This window comes from Pseudomonas sp. PS01297, assembly GCF_029959305.1.
Lineage (GTDB): Bacteria > Pseudomonadota > Gammaproteobacteria > Pseudomonadales > Pseudomonadaceae > Aquipseudomonas > Aquipseudomonas helleri.
In genome coordinates this window covers 1-17,575 of sequence record NZ_JASCPQ010000105.1, presented here as the reverse complement: position 1 = coordinate 17,575, position 17,575 = coordinate 1, and the positions used below count along the sequence as shown (strand labels likewise).

The following is a 17,575-nucleotide window of genomic DNA, read 5'->3' as shown; positions in this document are numbered from 1 at the left end:
GCCGCAGGCTGCGATCTTTTAACACTCAAAAGATCGCAGCCTGCGGCAGCTCCTGCAGGGGAACCCTGGCAAGTTTCCGTCAGTCACATTTTGTAGTGATCCCCGCTGAAGGCTGGCAGACTGCCCATCCTTTTTGCGCTGCTTGTTTTGAGGCTGTATGCCATCGTTTTCTCAGCGTCACATTTTGTTCGCCAGTTACATCATCATCGCTGGCAGTCTGTTACTGGTCTTTCCGTTGCGCCTGTTGCCCAGCCTGCTCGCGGGTTTGCTGGTGTTCGAACTGGTCAACATGCTCACCCCGCAACTGCAACGCCTGATCGCCGGGCGCCGTGCGCGCTGGCTGGCCGTGGCATTGCTGGGCACGCTGGTGGTCAGCTTTTTGGCGTTGATCTTTGCCGGGGCCATCAGCTTTTTGCTGCATGAAGCGGAAAACCCCGGCGCCTCGTTGAACAAATTCATGGAGGTGGTCGACCGGGCGCGTGGGCAATTGCCGCCGTTTCTGGACGGTTATCTACCTGCCAGCGCGGCTGAGTTTCGGGTCGCCATTGGCGACTGGATGAACAAACACCTGAGCGAACTGCAACTGGTGGGCAAAGACGCGGCGCACATGTTCGTGACCTTGCTGATCGGCATGGTGCTGGGGGCGATCATGGCCTTGCAGCGCATCCCCGACGTCAGCCGCCGCAAGCCGCTGGCAGCCGCACTGTTCGACCGTTTGCACCTGCTGGTGCAAGCGTTTCGCAATATCGTTTTTGCACAGATCAAAATCGCCCTGCTCAACACGGTGTTTACCGGGATTTTTCTGGCGTTGGTATTGCCGATGTTTGGCGTCCACCTGCCGCTGACCAAAACCCTGATCGTGCTGACCTTTTTGCTGGGCTTGTTGCCTGTGATCGGCAACCTGATCTCCAACACCTTGATCACCATCGTCGGCTTGTCGCTGTCGATCTGGGTGGCGGTGGGCGCGTTGGCGTACCTGATTGTTATCCACAAGCTGGAATACTTTTTGAACGCCAAAATCGTCGGTGGGCAGATCAGTGCCAAATCGTGGGAGCTGTTGCTGGCGATGCTGGTGTTTGAAGCCGCCTTCGGCCTGCCCGGCGTGGTGGCCGGGCCGATCTACTACGCGTATTTGAAGAGCGAGCTCAAGCAGATGGAGCTGGTGTAGCGACTACAACGCTTAAACCTTGCGAAAATCCTGTAGCCGCTGTCGAGGTACGAGGCTGCGATGGGTTGCGAAGCGACCCTGGGCGGCGGTCCTGCGGCCCGCATCGCAGCCTCGTACCTCGTCAGCGGCTACAGGTTGTAGTGTTTAGCCATACCGCTTTTTAGCCTCAATCGCCAAACCGCTGCCGATGCTGCCGAAGATGTTGCCTTCTACATGGCGTGCATTGGGCAGCATGGCCGAGACGCTCTGGCGCAAGGCCGGAATGCCGCTCGAACCGCCGGTGAAGAACACGGTGTTGACTTGCTCAACACCCACACCGGCATTGCTCAGCAGTTGCGTCACGCTGTTGCGGATGCGTTCGAGCTGGTTGTCGATGGCGGCTTCGAACAGCGCCCGGCTCAGGTCTACACTCAGGCCGGCTTCAACTCGGTCCAGCGGCACATGGCGGCTGTCGCTGTGGGTCAGTTCGATTTTGGTTTCTTCGATTTCCATCGCCAACCAGTGCCCCGCGCGCTGTTCGATCAACTTGAACAGGCGGTCGATGCCGCCGGTGTCTTCGATGTCGTAACGCATGCTGCCCAGCGCCAGCTGGGATTTTTGCGAGTACACCGAGTTGATGGTGTGCCAGGTCGCCAGGTTCATGTGGTGGCTGGTGGGCATGTAGGCGCCGCTTTTCATGCGGCTGCCGTAGCCGAACAACGGCATCACGCCTTGCAGGCTCAGTTGTTTATCAAAGTCGGTACCGCCCACGTGCACGCCGCCGGTGGCCAGGATGTCGTCCTGGCGGTTGTCCAGGCCGCGACGCTCGGGTGACAGGCGCACCAGCGAGAAGTCAGAAGTACCGCCGCCGATGTCGACGATGAGCACCAGTTCTTCGCGCTCGATGGTCGACTCGTAGTCGAAAGCGGCCGCAATCGGTTCGTACTGGAACGAGACTTCCTTGAAACCGATGGCGCGGGCGACGTCGGCCAGGGTGTTTTCGGCTTCCTGGTCGGCCAGCGGGTCTTCATCGACGAAGTACACCGGGCGACCCAGCACCACCTCTTCAAACTCCCGACCGGCGGCAGTTTCGGCGCGCTTTTTAAGCTGGCCGATAAACAGCCCCAGCAGGTCCTTGAACGGCATGGCCGTGCCCAACACGCTGGTGTCGTGCTTGATCAGCTTGGAACCCAGCAGGCTTTTGAGCGAGCGCATCAGGCGGCCTTCGTAGCCTTCCAGGTACTCATGCAGCGCCAGACGGCCATACACCGGGCGGCGTTCTTCAATATTGAAGAACACCACTGAGGGCAGGGTGATCTTGTCGTCCTCCAGCGCAATGAGGGTTTCCACGCCGGGGCGCAGCCAGCCGACAGTGGAGTTGGAGGTGCCGAAGTCGATGCCGCAGGCACGGGCTGGAGAGGCGCTTTTCATGTCTTTCAAGTTCCGGTTAAAAAACGGCCGCGCAGTGTATGTCAGACGCCATCAGAATCGAAGTACGACGATTCTTTAATTCGCAGGTTTTAATCCACTTGAAAGACTATCCTTCATCCCCAAACTCTCAGACATTGGCGTGGCAGCGTGTAGGCTGCCGATAAACTTTTGCTGCGCTGTTCAGTCACAAGATTGAGACCGGTCAATAGACAGGCCGGTCGACCAGAGCATTCTGGGGCATTGTGCGGCGCGATTTTGATAACGGATGGTGAGCCTTACATGGACTTCAAAGACTATTACAAGATCCTGGGTGTCGAGCCCACGGCTGACGACAAGGCGATCAAGACCGCCTACCGCAAGCTGGCGCGCAAATATCACCCGGATGTGAGCAAGGAAAAAGACGCCGAGGAGAAATTCAAGGACGTCAATGAGGCGTATGAAGCGCTGAAAAGCGCCGATAAACGCGCCGAATACGATGAAATGCGTAAATACGGCCAGCATGGTCAGCCCTTCCAGGGGCCACCGGGCTGGCAAGGCCACGCGGGCGGTGGCTTCGAGGATCATGGCGATTTTTCAGACTTCTTCAGCTCGATCTTCGGGTCGCGCGGCGGTGGCTTTGGTGGGCAATCTGGCCGCAGTGCGGGCCGTCGTGGGCAGGATGTTGAAATGGAATTGCCGATTTTCCTTGAGGAAACCCTGTCCGGCGAATCGAAGCCCATCAGCTTCCAGATCGGCGGCGTGAGTAAGACTCTCAACGTCAAAATCCCGGCCGGTGTGACCGACGGCGAGCGCATTCGCCTTAAAGGCCAGGGCGGCCCGGGTGTGGGCGGCGGGGCCAATGGTGATCTATACCTGATCATTCGTTTTGCGCCGCACCCCAAGTTCGACGTGGAAGGCCACGACCTGGTCATCACCGTGCCGGTGGCACCGTGGGAAGCCGCGTTGGGCACCAAGGTGCAAGTGCCGACCTTGACCAGCAAACTGAACCTGACCGTTCGTCCGGACAGCCAGTGTGGTCAACGTTTGCGTATCAAGGGCCACGGCCTGGCAGACAAAAAAGGCCAGCGTGGCGATTTGTACGCTCAACTGAAAGTGGTCATGCCTAAAGAAAGCGATGAGGCGGCCAAAGCCCTGTGGCAAGAACTCGCTGACAAAGCTGCATTCGACCCGAGAGCCCAATGGAGTAATTGATCATGAGCAGCACCCTGATCGTTCAGCTGGACATGGAAAGGTTCTGCGAAGAGGCCAATATCCCGGCCACTTACGTGATAGAGATTGTCGAACACGGAATTATCGAACCTCAGGGCCGCACGCCGGACGTGTGGCGTTTTGCCGACTATGAGCTGTCTATTGCAAGGCGTGCGGCCAAGCTGCACCAGGACCTGGAGATTGAATGGGAAGGCGTGGCGCTGGCACTGGAACTCATCGATGAAGTGCAGCAGTTGCGCACCGAGAACCAGCGGCTCAAGCATCGGCTGGCGCGTTTTGCGGTGGATTGATCGCACCGGGTTCCACGCTCTGTCGCCGGGAATAGATAAGTACCGCTAGCACCGGCAAGCGGCTCGTTAACGTGATGACCTGTCCCCTCTTTCAGGTCATCACGATGATAGTTCCCTCCACGCCGCCTGCTGGCGGCACGCTGCCCGACCACAATCAGGCCCTGACGGCTGTTGATGAGTTTTCGGCACTGGCCAAAGAGCGCATGCCGGGCTGGTTGTTATCAGCCGACAACGAACTCAAGCCCAAGGTCATTCAAGCCCTGCTCAATCATCACCGTGATGAAGCAGCGCTGGCCACCCGGCTCAAGGCCATCACGTCCCCTGTGGCGTTTGCCCGGCCTCTGCTGATCAAGGCACTCACAGATTTGCGGCTTACCGGGTTTGATGTCGATCGCAACGTTTTGGTTCGCATCAAGCGCCTGTCGCTTAACCCGTTGGGCGATGCGATTAAAGACCCTGTGCAGTTCTTGTTGCCCAGGTCATTGATTCCGATCGTCAACACGACGCACATGACGTTGCTTGAAGCGGCGTTGCAGAACGTGTCGAGCGCCGAACTGAGTGCTGAGCTGGGCGGTGAGGCGTTTATTCTGGAGCGCAGCAACAGCCAGGCGCGCTCGCCATTGAGCCCGTTGCAATTTGCCAACCTGTGCCGGTCCCTGAACCTGGGCGAGCAGTACCAGCGTTATCTGAAAACCGTGTTCCCTGCTGTGGAAACCACGGGGGCTGATTTGCTCCCCGGCAGTATTGCCCCCGAGTTTATTGCTCATGAAAAAAGCCGCCTCGCATGGCTGAGTTACAAGGCGTTCCTGGGCAACGCTATCAGCCGGGCGGGTCACACCTTGTTGCAGCAGTGGTTGGGGGGCGAGGCCCAATTGCGTTGGGGCGCCAGGGAAGTGCGGGTGTGCAGCCTCAGCCTGTTGTCGATCAAACTCGACAGTGGCAACTACGGCCCGTGCCCGTTGTACGGTGCCTTGCTGTTTATCGGCAAGGCCAGGGCGGGCGAAACCGCGCTGCCCTGCATGGTGTACATGCCCCATGACAAAGAGCGGCCACTGTTCGAATACCCTTCGCTGGAGCACTTCAATAACCTGTTCGCGCTGCGTTTGCGTGAAACAGGCCCGCGCATGGCGCTAAAAAAGACGGTGGAGTTGCGTTATCAGTCGGCATTGATAACGCAGTTGCAGCGTGCGTTGCGTTTCAAAGGGCTCACGACATCCGGCGTGCCAGTTAATGAATGGCATCGTGCGCCGCAATTGAACATTGCCCTGCGCGATACCGGTGAGCCGCCCTGGTTTGCCTTGTACCGCCAATATTCGACCTTGACCCTGAACAACGCCCGCGCTCTGGTTGTGCCCACCGACCATGAAGCTGCAGAGTCCTTTGCCCAGCGCGTCGCCTCCTTGTTTGAAAGCGGTCAACCCGTGTTCAACCTGGCGGCCTTTTTTGTGCCGGGGCTGGGTGAAATGCTGATGCTGGCCACGGCGGTGCAATTACTGTCCGAGCTCTATACCGGGGTGGAGGACTGGAGCCATGGTGAGATCAACGAGGCAATTGCGCACTTTGGCTCCGTGGCGCAAAACCTGTTGGTGATGGGCGTTGGGGCACGTGCCAGTTCGGCATGGGCTTCGCTCAAGCCGCCACTGCACCATCCCGCACTGTTGAACAAGATGGCGCCTGTTATCGAGGCGAACGGAGATAAAAAGCTGTTCAAGGTCGACCTCACGCCTTTCCGCAGCAAGGTCGTGATCGACCCGCATCTGAAGCCTGATGCCCAAGGCATTTACCGTGTTGATAATCGTCAGTACGTCCACATTCAGGGGCATGCGTATGAAGTTCGTTTCGACGTTGGCAAGCAGCGCTGGCAGGTGCAGCACCCCTTTCGCGCCGACACTTACACCCCGACCCTTGAACATAACGAACACGGAGCCTGGCAGTTGGCGCTGGAGCGACCGGCCGAGTGGAACACTGCGCAGGCGTTGCACAGGGCATGGCCTTATAAATACCCGCTAAGCGAAGCAAAAATCGAGCAGGTCAGCCGCATCGTTAGCCCCCATGATCGTGCGCTTCGCTGGAGCCACGTTCAGCGGGAGCGCCCGCCGGGTCTGGTGCTCGATACCCTCAAGCGCTTCAAGATGGCAGAGGAAGCCGAGCAATTGATCGCCCGGCTGCAAGCCCCGCAAACAGTGCGCTGGGAAGACAGCCCGGACATTCTGCACCTGATGCTTAAACTGCCCGGCTGGCCAGCAGGCCGCGGCGTTCAATTGCTGGACGCCGAGGGTGAGGTGCTTTCCTATGTGTCGCTGAACGGGCGTAGTGCCCAGGACTTGCGCATCGTTAGCGCAGATCTTGCACGTGACGGCCTATTTAAAACCATCGCCTCCCTGATCCCCCAGGCCGATGCCTCGGCGTTGCTCTGGGCCGCCGCGGTCACGCCCGAACAGCGCACCACCGCGCTGACCGAGCGCGTCGCATCGTTCGCGAAAACGCAAAAACAAGCCTTATTCAACCTGCGTTATGCGCGCAGCGAACGTTTTTCTGAAGGCCTGATGGCCACTATTCACCAGCAGTACCCGAGCTTGCCCACCCATGTTGTCAGTGAAGTGATTGGGCGGGCGAGCGTTAGCGAAATCAAGAGCTTTGACGCTCAGCGCAAAGTGCCCCTGCGCCTGGCAGAAGAACTGCGGCTGTATGCCCATGAGGTAAAAACCACCCGGGCGCTGGAAGGCTGTTTTCTGGACGTAGCAGACCCGACACTCAGTCTGAAGCTGATCACGGCGTTTTTTGCGCAGACGGAGCGGGGCAGACACTATCTGGACAAAGACCCCGTACTGTATCGGCGGCGAACCGACCCGACGTTAACTGCGTTGCAGGCACAGCATGCCTTGGGCTTGATGAAGGGGGACCGGGGCTTGCGCAATGATTTCGCGCAGCATGTACACAACCACCCTGAGCAAACGCGCACTGCGCTGGGCTTACAGCCGATCAAACCCTGGTTCAAGTCACCCATGCGCCTTGCCAATGGGCGGTTGGGTTATCCGCTGAGCGGGGAGCGCGGCGCAGCGCGCACGGGGCTACTGGTTCGTCGCGTACAAGACCTTTATCCGACATACACCCGTGAGCAATGCCTGGAACTGGTCAGCGCCCTGGAAACCCGCAAGGTGTGGCCAGAGGCCGAACTGGCGCGGCTTCAACTGGAGCAGGAAGCCCTGGATGATGCTTTGCGCATATGGTGCAGCGTGCCGCTGCCCGAGCATTCTGTTGCCGCGCGCCGGGATGTCTTGCCGGGCACCATCAAGCGCGCCGTCAGCCATGCAATTCGACGTGCCTGGCGCCGGGAAAGCCACGTGCAGGAAGGTTCGGGCGCCATGCCGGGCTACCTTGAGGCCGGGCGATTGTCACCTGCGGATTTGCCTGACATGCGCGGCTACATGCTTGACCTGAGCGGTATGCCTGCCGGTGACTTGCCCAAGCTTGTCGGTGACTTCAGCCATATCTCGGTGCTGGTCATGGATGACATGGCCTTGACCAGCGTGCCTGAGCAATTTTTGCAGAGCTTCCCTCAGGTGCGCTGGCTGTCGATGCAACACAACCAGCTTAAAAGCGTGCCGTTGGCGCTCACTGAAATGAAACGCCTGCAAAAGCTCGACCTGAGCCATAACGCCATCGAGTTGACCGCCGAAGGGGTCAAGGCCTTGGCTGAGCAGGTAAATATCAAGGAGCTGGACCTGTCCGACAACCCGCTGGGTTTGCCTTTGGATGTCAGCGGCCTGGAGCAGTTGCGATACCTCAACCTACGGCGTACACGCGCGACAGAGTGGCCAGTGGGGGTTGAGACAGTGCTCACCCTCAGGAGCCTGGATTTGCGCGACAATGCCATCGGCGTGATCCCCGATGCGGCGCTCAGCAGCCCGTCACACCTGGGCGAGGTGACCTACCTGCATGGCAACCCGCTGGTCCCCGCATCGCAAGAGCGACTGGATCTGTATGTCAGGCGCACCGGTATCAGCATGGGCGACACCTCGGCGCGCGTCCCCCACAGCGTGACCGACCAACCCCAGCATGCCTGGTTATTAAGCGGTGTTGATGACAGCGCTGCCAGGCGTACAGCGATCTGGAAGAACCTTGAGCAGGACCCGTTTGCTGAAGACTTGCGCGGGTTTTTGGGCGGGCTGCGCGACAGTCCCGAATACGTCAATGAGCTTACGCACGCGGCATTTGCCAAACGCGCCTGTGCTGTCTTGCAAGCACTGGGGGAGAACAACGAATTACGAGAAACGCTGATCGCGCGTACCCGCATAGGGTCAACCAGTGCTGAGTCGAGTGCGTTGACCTTCAGTGACTTTGAGCTATTGACGTCGGTTGCGCAGGCGAAGGCTGCGGCCGATCAGTCGGGCAATGAGCATGCGCTGTTACGTTTGGCGCGCAGTGGGTTTCGCCTGGATCAGGTGGAAGGCTGGGCCCAGTATTTGCTGGATGAGCGGTTGGCTTACCGCTTTTTGGACGGCATGGGGGCTCAGGACGTTGTGCAATTGCAAGACCTGCGTCTGGTATTGCGCATCGCGCTGGCCAAGCCCTTGCAATTACCGCCGCAACCCAGTGCCGAGGCGTTTGAGAGCTTGCCTTCTGTACCGGCATTGGGGCTTGAGAGCATACGCCGGGCAGTGTTGCGCGACGAAGCCTTGGGTAGCCAATTGCTGGACTTTATCGCCAGTCGGGACTTCTGGGTGACGTACTTGAAAAGCAAATACCGCGACCGGTTTACCCAAGTGCGCGATACGTACATCAGCCAGTGCGATCAATTGGAGTTTGGCGCGCGGCTGCTCAGCGAAGAGCTTTATCGAAGCAGCCAGGAACTGATCAGGTCAGCCTATAACACGGCACAAAGAGAGTTGCTCAAAGAACTGACCCGCCAGGAAATGGCAGACCACCCGTTTTAACAAGTAACACGTGTCTCGAACCCAAGGCGCGAACTGACCCGCGCTTTTGGTTTTTTTACTCGCCAGTCCATATATAGATAGCCCTTGAGCGCCGCTGTCACTGGATAACCTGATGACTCATTCCATTCATCCAGGTAATCGCGATGCCCGATCCTCAAATACCCCAGCCTTCTGGTAATCCGCCTGTCGTTGTCAAAGGCAAGCACGATGAATTCATCAAAAAATCTATCCCGGCCCACCTGATTACCCTCTCACCCGCTCGACGCAAGGCGCTCAAAGGTGCCAATCCCGAGGCGGTGCAGTGGTACTCGAAGGTGACTGCCGAACAGCGAGTCGAGCTGCAAAAACTGGTGGTGGCCCGGATCAAGGCGCAGGACAAACTCGACAAAACCATGGGCAATATTCTGCCTCTCACAGATTTTGCCAAGCCGCTCCTTGAGGCCGCGTTGAAAGACCTCGGTCATACGATGGACGTTAACGAGGTGTATCTGCGGCTTTATAGCACCGCAGAGAATGACGATTTCGGCGTTTCCCCGGCCTACAACGTCCGCAACCTGTCATTGCTGCAGGCTGCGCTGCATAACTTCGAAGAGGTAGAAACCGGAGACGGGCATTTCTCCGACGACTCCGGCTTCATCACTCGCCCCGATGAGCAAGGGCATTCCAGGCCCTATGTCACGCTCCTCTCGGTTCAGGCGTTTGTCCAACTGTGCCGATCCCTGGACCTGGGCACGTTGTACCAGAGCCACTTGAAGACTTTTTTCGACTCCAAAAGCGAGATTTATCAGTCCCGACTGCAATCTCACTACATCGATCACCATAAATCGGTGCTGATGGCAGATGCTTATGTGGCCATGCTCAAGGGGGATATCACCGTTGAGCATTACAAGATGCTGTTGGTGGTCATATCGGGGCCTCAGCCGGCCAGGATCGAGGGCAAGCAGGTCTGGTACCGATCTGTCCGCTTGTGGGATATGACCCTCAGGGGCTGCGTGGTGTTTGAGCCGCGGATCAAATACTTTTCCGCGTCATGGATCATCGTCTGGATCCCTGGCGACCCGTATCACCCGCTCAAGTACTACCCGTCACATGATGCCTTTCAGGCCGAGTTGACGAAAAAACTGACGCCTGAAAGCCTGACAATGCCCAGAAGTTCTGAACTCACGGCCTATCAGCGGTTTTTGAGCCAGTTCATTGACCAGAGCAATCACCCGGAGTATTACAACCGCCTGACCGGGCCGTTGACCCATGCACCGGCGCGGCCCGTGACGCTGCCTGGCGGCAGGGTGACGGAAGACGGGCTCTGGACCCAATGGGCCAACTCGCCAGTGGACCTGCATGTTTACACGTCGCACATGCCGCCTGGCGGAGCAGGGACGGGGGTGAGTATCAGGGACAAGTCGCCAGCGGACCTGCCTGACTACACGTCACGGATACTGTTGGCTGCGCCCCCGGTTTACGTCGGCGTGGTAGCGCTGAACCCCCGCGATGAGTGGTATCAGCCGGATCTGTGGCAACAGTTATTGGAGGTCATGATCAAGAAAAGCCTCGCGGATGGGCGAAGCCTGGCGATTTCCACAGAAGATGCCGATAACGCTTACCTTATTCGGCGCACGTCGCACTACTTAGGCCTGTTTACGCTGGTGCTCAATACGGTGTCGTTCGTCGTGCCGGAGCTGGGCCTGGTCATGCTGTCGGTCATGGCCGCTCAACTGTTGCACGAGACCATAGAAGGAATCGTTGATTGGTCTGCGGGAGATGTGCGGTCCGCCTGGGCACACTTTGCGGATGTTATCGAGAACATCGCTATCGCTGCGGCGGGAGCCGTGATTGTGCATGTCGCGGTGAATCCGGTCATTCAGAAACTCAAATCCATCATTCTGTCCAGTGGCAAGACCCTCCTGTGGAAGCCCGAGCTTGCCCCCTATGAGCGGTCACAGGGTGTACCGATCAATTCCCGGCCCAATGAAGCGGGTCTGCACGTGGTCGGCGAGCAAGAAATCTTGCCCCATGAAGGCAAGCACTACGCACTCGAGAAGGACCCTGTCACCGGTGAATACCGGACTCAGCACCCCACACGCAGTGACGCCTATCAACCGGTGTTTCGGCACAACGGCGAGGGTGTCTGGGTGCATGAGACCGAGCAGCCCCTGACCTGGAGTGACGAGACCCTCAGGCAGCGTCTGGGCACCGTGACAGAGGGGTGGAGCGACGCTGAATTCAGGCAGGCGTTGCGCATTAGCGATGTGTCCTTTGATGATCTGCGGCGCATGTACGTCGAAAACGAGCCCATTCCAGCCGCGCTCAAAGACACGCTCAAACGCTATGCCGCCTATTCGAAGGCTCGCAGTGTCGGCCCGCACATCCTGGCCGGGCGAATGCCGCGCGAGACATGCACCTTTGCCGTGACCTTTACCCTTGAATTACCACGCTGGCCGCAGAACGTCGCGTTTGAAGTGTATGAGGCCGCGAGCCCGCTTACGACCGCCAAACGGTTTGGCAATGCTCAGGCCACCGGGGCAGACGTGATCAGGGTCAGTGACGTTGATCTGATGAACGGAAAACTGCCGGAGCGCGTGGTCGACCGCTTCTCGCGCTCTGAACTTGAGCAGTTGTTGGGCACCTCGGTACCTTTTGAGGTTCAGGAGCGCGTCCAAGTGTTTAAAGAGCAACTGGCCCAGAACGCTTCGGATAACTACGGTCGTTTGTTTGAGAGCATCTTCAATGACGTTATCCCTGAGAATGACCCCGATGCCGCAGCGCTGGGGTTGATTCAGCGGGCTTATCCGCGGCTGACCACGTCGCGCATTCGCGGCTTGCTGGCTGACGCGTCACCGGCTGAAAAAGCGGTGTTACAGCAAGGCAAAATCCCGATGAAGCTCGGACTCAACGCCTTACACGTCCAGCGCGCGATGCGCATTGAACAGGCGTATTTGGGGCTTTATCTGGATGGTTTGGTCACCGCCGACACAGAGATTTTGGTGATGAACTCTTTGGAGGCACTGCCCGGCTGGAAGGATGACTTGCGCCTTGAGGTGCGTGATGGCAACCGCGACGGCACGCTGCGAAGCCAGTACGGCGCCGAAAACGCCAGCCAGCGAAAAGTGTTGGTCAGGGATGCCGATGGCCGTTACGAGACATTCGATTCACAGGGGCAGTCTTTGCACGGGCAGGATGATTTTATTGCCAGCTTGCAGTACGCGTTGCCGGATGCGCAGCGCACCTCAATTGGTTTGCCGCATACCGGTCAGGGCGAGGCGCTAAAAGTGTTATTGCGCGAACATGCCATTACACGATCACGCTTGCGTCAATTGCTGAAAATACAGCCTGACGAAGTCCCGTTTTTCAAACCGCCTGTTCGGGTATCGAGCAAACGCCTGGGCTACCCGTTAAGTGGCCGGGGCGTTGGCGAGGCCGCGGCCAACCTCAACCTTCAAACGCTTAAAGAACGCTTCAGGGCGCTGTACCCGGAGAAGGCCGTGCAGCACCGTTGGGACCCGGCCAGCCCTGACATTTACACCGACTTCCTTGAATTTCAGCGCCTGCATGGGGAGGCCGTCGAAGAGAAAATCACCCTGCTTGAGCAGGAATTTCAGCAGATGGATACCACCCTGAATCAATGGATCCGCTCGCCGATCAACGACCAGCCACTGCCTGCCAGGTTGACCCAGCAGCAACAGCGGGTGATTCACCTTAGGCAGCGTGTTCAGCAGCTCGTCACACAAGCCTGGCAAAAAGCCAGCCATTTGGCGGTGAGTAAAGCCAACCGCGAGCTGGGGTTCAGTATCAGTTTCGAGGATGAGGCCGGGGTGGGGGAGATTCTGGGAACGTTGCCAGCCCTGGAGGCCAACTTCGATCATGTTGCGGATATCAACCTCAACGGCGCGGGTGTCACGGATTCGATCGATGGTTTTCTGTCAATGTTCAAGCATCTGCGGACACTGCAAGCGGATACAAACCAATTGACGCGATTGCCAGGTGCTTTGGGTTCCATGCGTTACCTGAAAATGCTGGTGTTGACTGACGGTGCCATCCAACTGACTGACAGTGGTGTCGCCGCGTTGAAGGAGTTGAACCAGCTGGAGTTTCTTGGACTCTCGATGAATCCGCTGGGGCTAGCCCCTGATATAAGCCGAATGCCTTATCTGAGAGGGGGCGAGCTGGTTCAAAGCGGGCTGAGCAACTGGCCGGTCGGGCTGTTTGATCAGCCCAGGCCCGATAACTTTTCATTGAACCTCAAGCTCAATGTGCTGACCGACATTCCTGATGCCGTGCCGGGGTCGGATCAGGCCAGAATTCTGGCCAGAACCCGATTGAGCCACGATCAAGTCTCGGAGGCGGTGCTGGAAAAATACAAAGCTTACAAAAGCTCTGTCGGCATGGACCCTGAACGTATCAACCCGCCTTCAGGCGCACGAGGTCGGCGTCAATGGACAAGTGGGCCGGATGTCACAGATAAGGCTCAGAAACAGGCACTTTGGGACCGTTTGGAGCACGCGCACGGCTCGGAACCATTTTTTAATGAGCTGGCCCGCCAAGGGCAAGATCTGCAGCGTAGACCCATTGAGTTCATGCGCAACATGGAAAGTCGGGTCTGGCAGATGCTCGAAGTCATGGATGAAAGCGTGGCCGTGCGCGAAAGACTGTTTGCCATGGCCACCGCGCCCATCACCTGTACGGACGCCGGGCTGCAGGTGTTTAACGCCATGGGGGTCGAAGTGTTGTTGTATGAGGCATTGCGCCTTGAACCCATCAATCTGGCCCTGAGCAAGCTCGAACTGTTAAATCTGGCCCGTGGTCGGGCACGTCTGGATCAACTGAGCCGGATTGCCCGGGCGCGAGTACGTGAGTTATTGGCGCAGGGCCGCCAATTCCCTGAGTACGATGAACAGGGCAATTTGATTCCCCGGTTTGATGCGCAAGGCAATCGTCTGAAGTCGATCGACGAGGTGGAGATTCATCTGGCCTACACCACCTTGCTGGCCAAACGTCTGGACCTGCCTTGGCAACTGGAGATGTTCTTCGCCGAGCCCGACGTGACCCCCGCTATGCTGGATGCTGCGTACAGCCAGGTGCTGGCGCTGGAAGAGGGGGACGGGCTGCGCAACCAGATCATTGAGATTGCGTTCTGGCGCGACTTTATCGAGCGTACTTACAGCGACCGGTTCACGGCATTGGATAAAAAAACCTCGGTCGTGTTTGATTATCAAAGTGATCAAAAGACCTTGGAGTTTAATGGCTCACTGACTGAGCCGGAGCAACAGGCGCTGCGGGCATCCATTGATGCGGCAGCACACCAGTTGGGTATTACGGCCACGGAGGTGGTCTACGGGCGCGCCCTGAGCGACCAAGAATACGATGTCATGATTAAGTCGTTCAAAGACGAGAAAGAAGCGTTGATGATGTCCCTGACCGATCAGATCAGCGGTCGTCAAGCCGCCTGAGCCCTGCTGCCGGAGGCATTCAGGCCTTCGGCAGCAGCACGGTAAATGTTGTGCCTTCGCCCTGCGTCGAGGTCACGGCGATCTCGCCGTGGTGCGCGTCGACCACTTCTTTGACGATAAACAGGCCCAGCCCCAGGCTGGTCGAGGCGCCGGGCAAGGTAACGTCTTCGCTCGGGCTGCGTACCAGCGGGTCAAACAAGGTGCCGAGCGCCTCTTGATCAATCGGGGTGCCGCGGTTGTGGACGCACACGGTCACGGCGTCGGCAGTGCCAGTCACGCTCAGAGTGATTTCACCCTGGCGGGCGCCATGTTGCAGGGCGTTTCCAATCAGGTTCTGCAACAACTGCCCGATACGGCTGGGGTCCCACAAGCCGTCAACGTTGCCCTTGATGTGCAGGGTTGGCGTGCAAGTGGGTTGCCCGGCGCTGGCTTCTTCCAGTGCTTGCCTGCACGCGTCACCGAGGTTCATCAAGCGTTTTTCAATGGGCAAGCCGGTGCCGAGCCGACTGCGTACAAATTCCAGCAAGTCACTGACCATCGCCCCCATGTGGCGCGCGCCATTTTTGATCGCTGCCACGTAACTCAGTGCGGGGGGATCGAGCAGGACTTTGCGTTCGAGCATTTCGCTGGACATGCTCACGGCTTGCAACGGCGCGCGCAGATCGTGGCCCAAAATGGCCAGGAAGATGTCCCGCGAGCGATTGACTTGTTCTGCATAGGCCGCCGTGGATTCTGCCAGCGCTTCATCAATCGCCTCGTTAAAGCGAATCATGTCGTGAAGGTGGTTCTGATCCGGGCTTTCGACGTTTTTTACCCACAGACGAATGACGCAAGCACGCAGGTGGCGAAACTCTGAGGTCATCTGCACCAGGTCAAACCCTACGGCGTGGCGCAACTCACCGTGGCTGGCAGACGCGCGGTCCAGGCTTGGGGTTTTTTCCGGGCCTTCGCCCTCGGCCTTGGCCTGTTGTTCGCTGGCGGTTTGTGCCGTGACCATGTCGCGTGAGGCCGCCAGCAAAATGGCTTTGGCGTGGTCGCGCAGGGCTGCGCTGTCCATCGTTTCGGCGGCCGGGGTGATGGTGGCGGCGAACTGCTCCCATTCATCGACGATACGATCAACATTTTCCACGATGAACTGGGATAGGCGCATGGCCGTACACCTTGCTGCAAGAGCGGTAGTCATAAAAAGGTGACGCATAGTACGCCTTCATACAACGTCCTTCATCCAGCTTGGTCCCGAGCGGCAAAAAATCAAGCCCCCGACGGCATCACTGAGGGCTGCCCGCGATGATCCCGTCGCGGGCAGCTTTGTTCAGTGCAGCCGGTTGTCAGAACAAAAAGTACCGCTGCGCCATCGGTAGCACGTCGGCGGGCTCGCACCACAACAACACGCCGTCAGCCTTGACCTGATAAGTTTGCGGGTCGACGTCGATGTTGGGCAGGTAGCCGTTGTGGATCAGGTCGGTTTTTTGCACATCGCGACAACCTTTTACTACACCAATCTGCTTTTTCAACCCGAGTTTTTCCGGGACGCCTGCGTCGGCCGCCGCCTGACTGATAAAGGTCAGGCTGGTGGCATGGCGCGAACCGCCGTAGCTGGCGAACATGGGGCGGTAGTGAACCGGCTGCGGGGTTGGAATCGAGCCGTTGGCGTCGCCCATCAGGCTTGAGGCAATGGCCCCGCCTTTGAGAATCAACGTCGGTTTGACCCCGAAAAACGCCGGCCGCCACAGCACCAGGTCGGCCCATTTGCCTACTTCAATCGAGCCCACCTCATGGCTGATGCCGTGGGTGATGGCCGGGTTGATGGTGTATTTGGCGATGTAGCGTTTGGCGCGGAAGTTGTCGTTGCCGGGCGTGTCTTCCGGCAACGGGCCGCGTTGCTTCTTCATTTTGTCGGCGGTTTGCCAGGTGCGCGTAATCACCTCGCCCACCCGGCCCATGGCCTGGCTGTCAGAGCTGATCATCGAGAACGCGCCCAGGTCGTGGAGAATGTCTTCGGCGGCAATGGTCTCGCGGCGGATACGGCTTTCAGCGAAGGCCACGTCTTCGGCAATGCTCGGGTCCAGGTGATGGCAAACCATCAGCATGTCGAGGTGTTCGTCGATGGTGTTGCGGGTAAACGGTCGGGTCGGGTTGGTCGAACTGGGCAGCACGTTGGTGAAGCCGCAGGCCTTGATGATGTCCGGGGCGTGGCCGCCGCCTGCACCTTCGGTGTGGTAGGTGTGGATGGTGCGGCCCTTGAAGGCGGCCAGGGTGGTTTCGACAAAGCCGGACTCGTTCAGCGTGTCGCTGTGAATCGCCACCTGCACGTCGTACAGGTCGGCCACGCTCAGGCAATTATCGATGGAGGCGGGCGTGGTGCCCCAGTCTTCGTGCAGCTTGAGGCCGATGGCCCCAGCTTCGACCTGTTCGATCAACGGCTGCGGCAGGCTGGCGTTGCCCTTGCCGGTAAAACCCATGTTCATCGGGAACGAATCGGCGGCTTGCAGCATGCGCGCCATGTGCCACGGGCCGGAGGTGCAGGTGGTGGCGTTGGAACCGGTAGCGGGGCCGGTGCCGCCGCCGATCATGGTGGTCACGCCGCTGTTCAGCGCTTCATCAATTTGCTGGGGGCAGATGAAGTGAATGTGCGTGTCGATGCCGCCTGCGGTGAGAATCATGCCTTCACCGGCAATAACTTCGGTGCTGGCGCCGATGGCGATGGTCACGTTGGGCTGGATGTCCGGGTTGCCGGCTTTGCCGATGCTGTGGATACGGCCGTCTTTAAGGCCCACATCGGCTTTGACGATGCCCCAGTGATCGATGATCAGCGCGTTGGTGATCAGCGTGTCGACTACCTCGGCGGCGAGCAACTGGCTCTGGCCCATGCCGTCACGAATCACCTTGCCGCCGCCGAACTTTACTTCTTCACCGTAGGTGGTGAAATCCTGCTCGACCTCGATCCACAACTCGGTGTCGGCCAAGCGAACCTTGTCACCCACAGTAGGACCGAACATGTCGGCATAAGCCTGGCGGGATATTTTCATTGCGCGTTCCTAAGACAGTTAGACCGAACCTGTAGGAGCGAGCTTGCCTCGCTATCTTTTGGAAGATCAAAAGATCGCGAGGCAAGCT

General features: G+C 58.5%; 8 protein-coding genes. 5 read left to right on the top strand and 3 right to left on the bottom strand.

The features are described 5' to 3' along the window. Positions 1 to 157 precede the first annotated feature (157 nt). Positions 158 to 1,168, top strand: coding sequence for a hypothetical protein (locus tag QMX84_RS22745; protein ID WP_282364838.1), 1,011 nt, complete (start codon positions 158 to 160; stop codon positions 1,166 to 1,168). A gap of 144 nt (positions 1,169 to 1,312) precedes the next feature. Here QMX84_RS22745 and QMX84_RS22740 read toward each other — a convergent pair whose 3' ends face one another. Then, positions 1,313 to 2,578: an Hsp70 family protein gene (locus QMX84_RS22740; protein ID WP_262123820.1), complete on the bottom strand. Its 1,266-nt coding sequence runs from the start codon at positions 2,576 to 2,578 to the stop codon at positions 1,313 to 1,315. A gap of 279 nt (positions 2,579 to 2,857) precedes the next feature. On the opposite strand from QMX84_RS22740, the gene cbpA reads away from it, so the two are divergent. The 4 genes from cbpA (at position 2,858) to QMX84_RS22720 (ending at position 14,458) form a co-directional block, all read left to right on the top strand. Then, positions 2,858 to 3,769, top strand: a complete 912-nt coding sequence (gene cbpA / locus QMX84_RS22735) for a curved DNA-binding protein (RefSeq protein ID WP_262123819.1) — start codon at positions 2,858 to 2,860, stop codon at positions 3,767 to 3,769. Positions 3,770 to 3,771: 2 nt separating this feature from the next. Next, on the top strand, positions 3,772 to 4,077 hold the full coding sequence (locus QMX84_RS22730; protein ID WP_262123818.1) for a chaperone modulator CbpM: 306 nt from the start codon (positions 3,772 to 3,774) through the stop codon (positions 4,075 to 4,077). Positions 4,078 to 4,181: 104 nt separating this feature from the next. Beyond that, a complete protein-coding gene (locus tag QMX84_RS22725) occupies positions 4,182 to 9,014 on the top strand; it encodes a DUF6543 domain-containing protein (RefSeq protein WP_282364837.1) in 4,833 nt (1,610 codons plus the stop codon). A gap of 143 nt (positions 9,015 to 9,157) precedes the next feature. Further along, the gene (locus QMX84_RS22720; RefSeq protein ID WP_282364836.1) at positions 9,158 to 14,458 is read left to right on the top strand and encodes a DUF6543 domain-containing protein; all 5,301 of its coding nucleotides are present in this window, start codon (positions 9,158 to 9,160) and stop codon (positions 14,456 to 14,458) included. A 19-nt stretch (positions 14,459 to 14,477) separates the two neighbouring features. Here the strand turns inward: QMX84_RS22720 and QMX84_RS22715 are convergent, their stop codons facing one another. Further along, complete coding sequence (locus QMX84_RS22715) at positions 14,478 to 15,608, bottom strand: sensor histidine kinase (RefSeq protein WP_282364835.1); 1,131 nt, start codon at positions 15,606 to 15,608, stop codon at positions 14,478 to 14,480. Positions 15,609 to 15,786: 178 nt separating this feature from the next. Further along, complete coding sequence (gene ureC / locus QMX84_RS22710; RefSeq protein ID WP_262123814.1) at positions 15,787 to 17,487, bottom strand: urease subunit alpha; 1,701 nt, start codon at positions 17,485 to 17,487, stop codon at positions 15,787 to 15,789. Positions 17,488 to 17,575 lie beyond the last annotated feature (88 nt).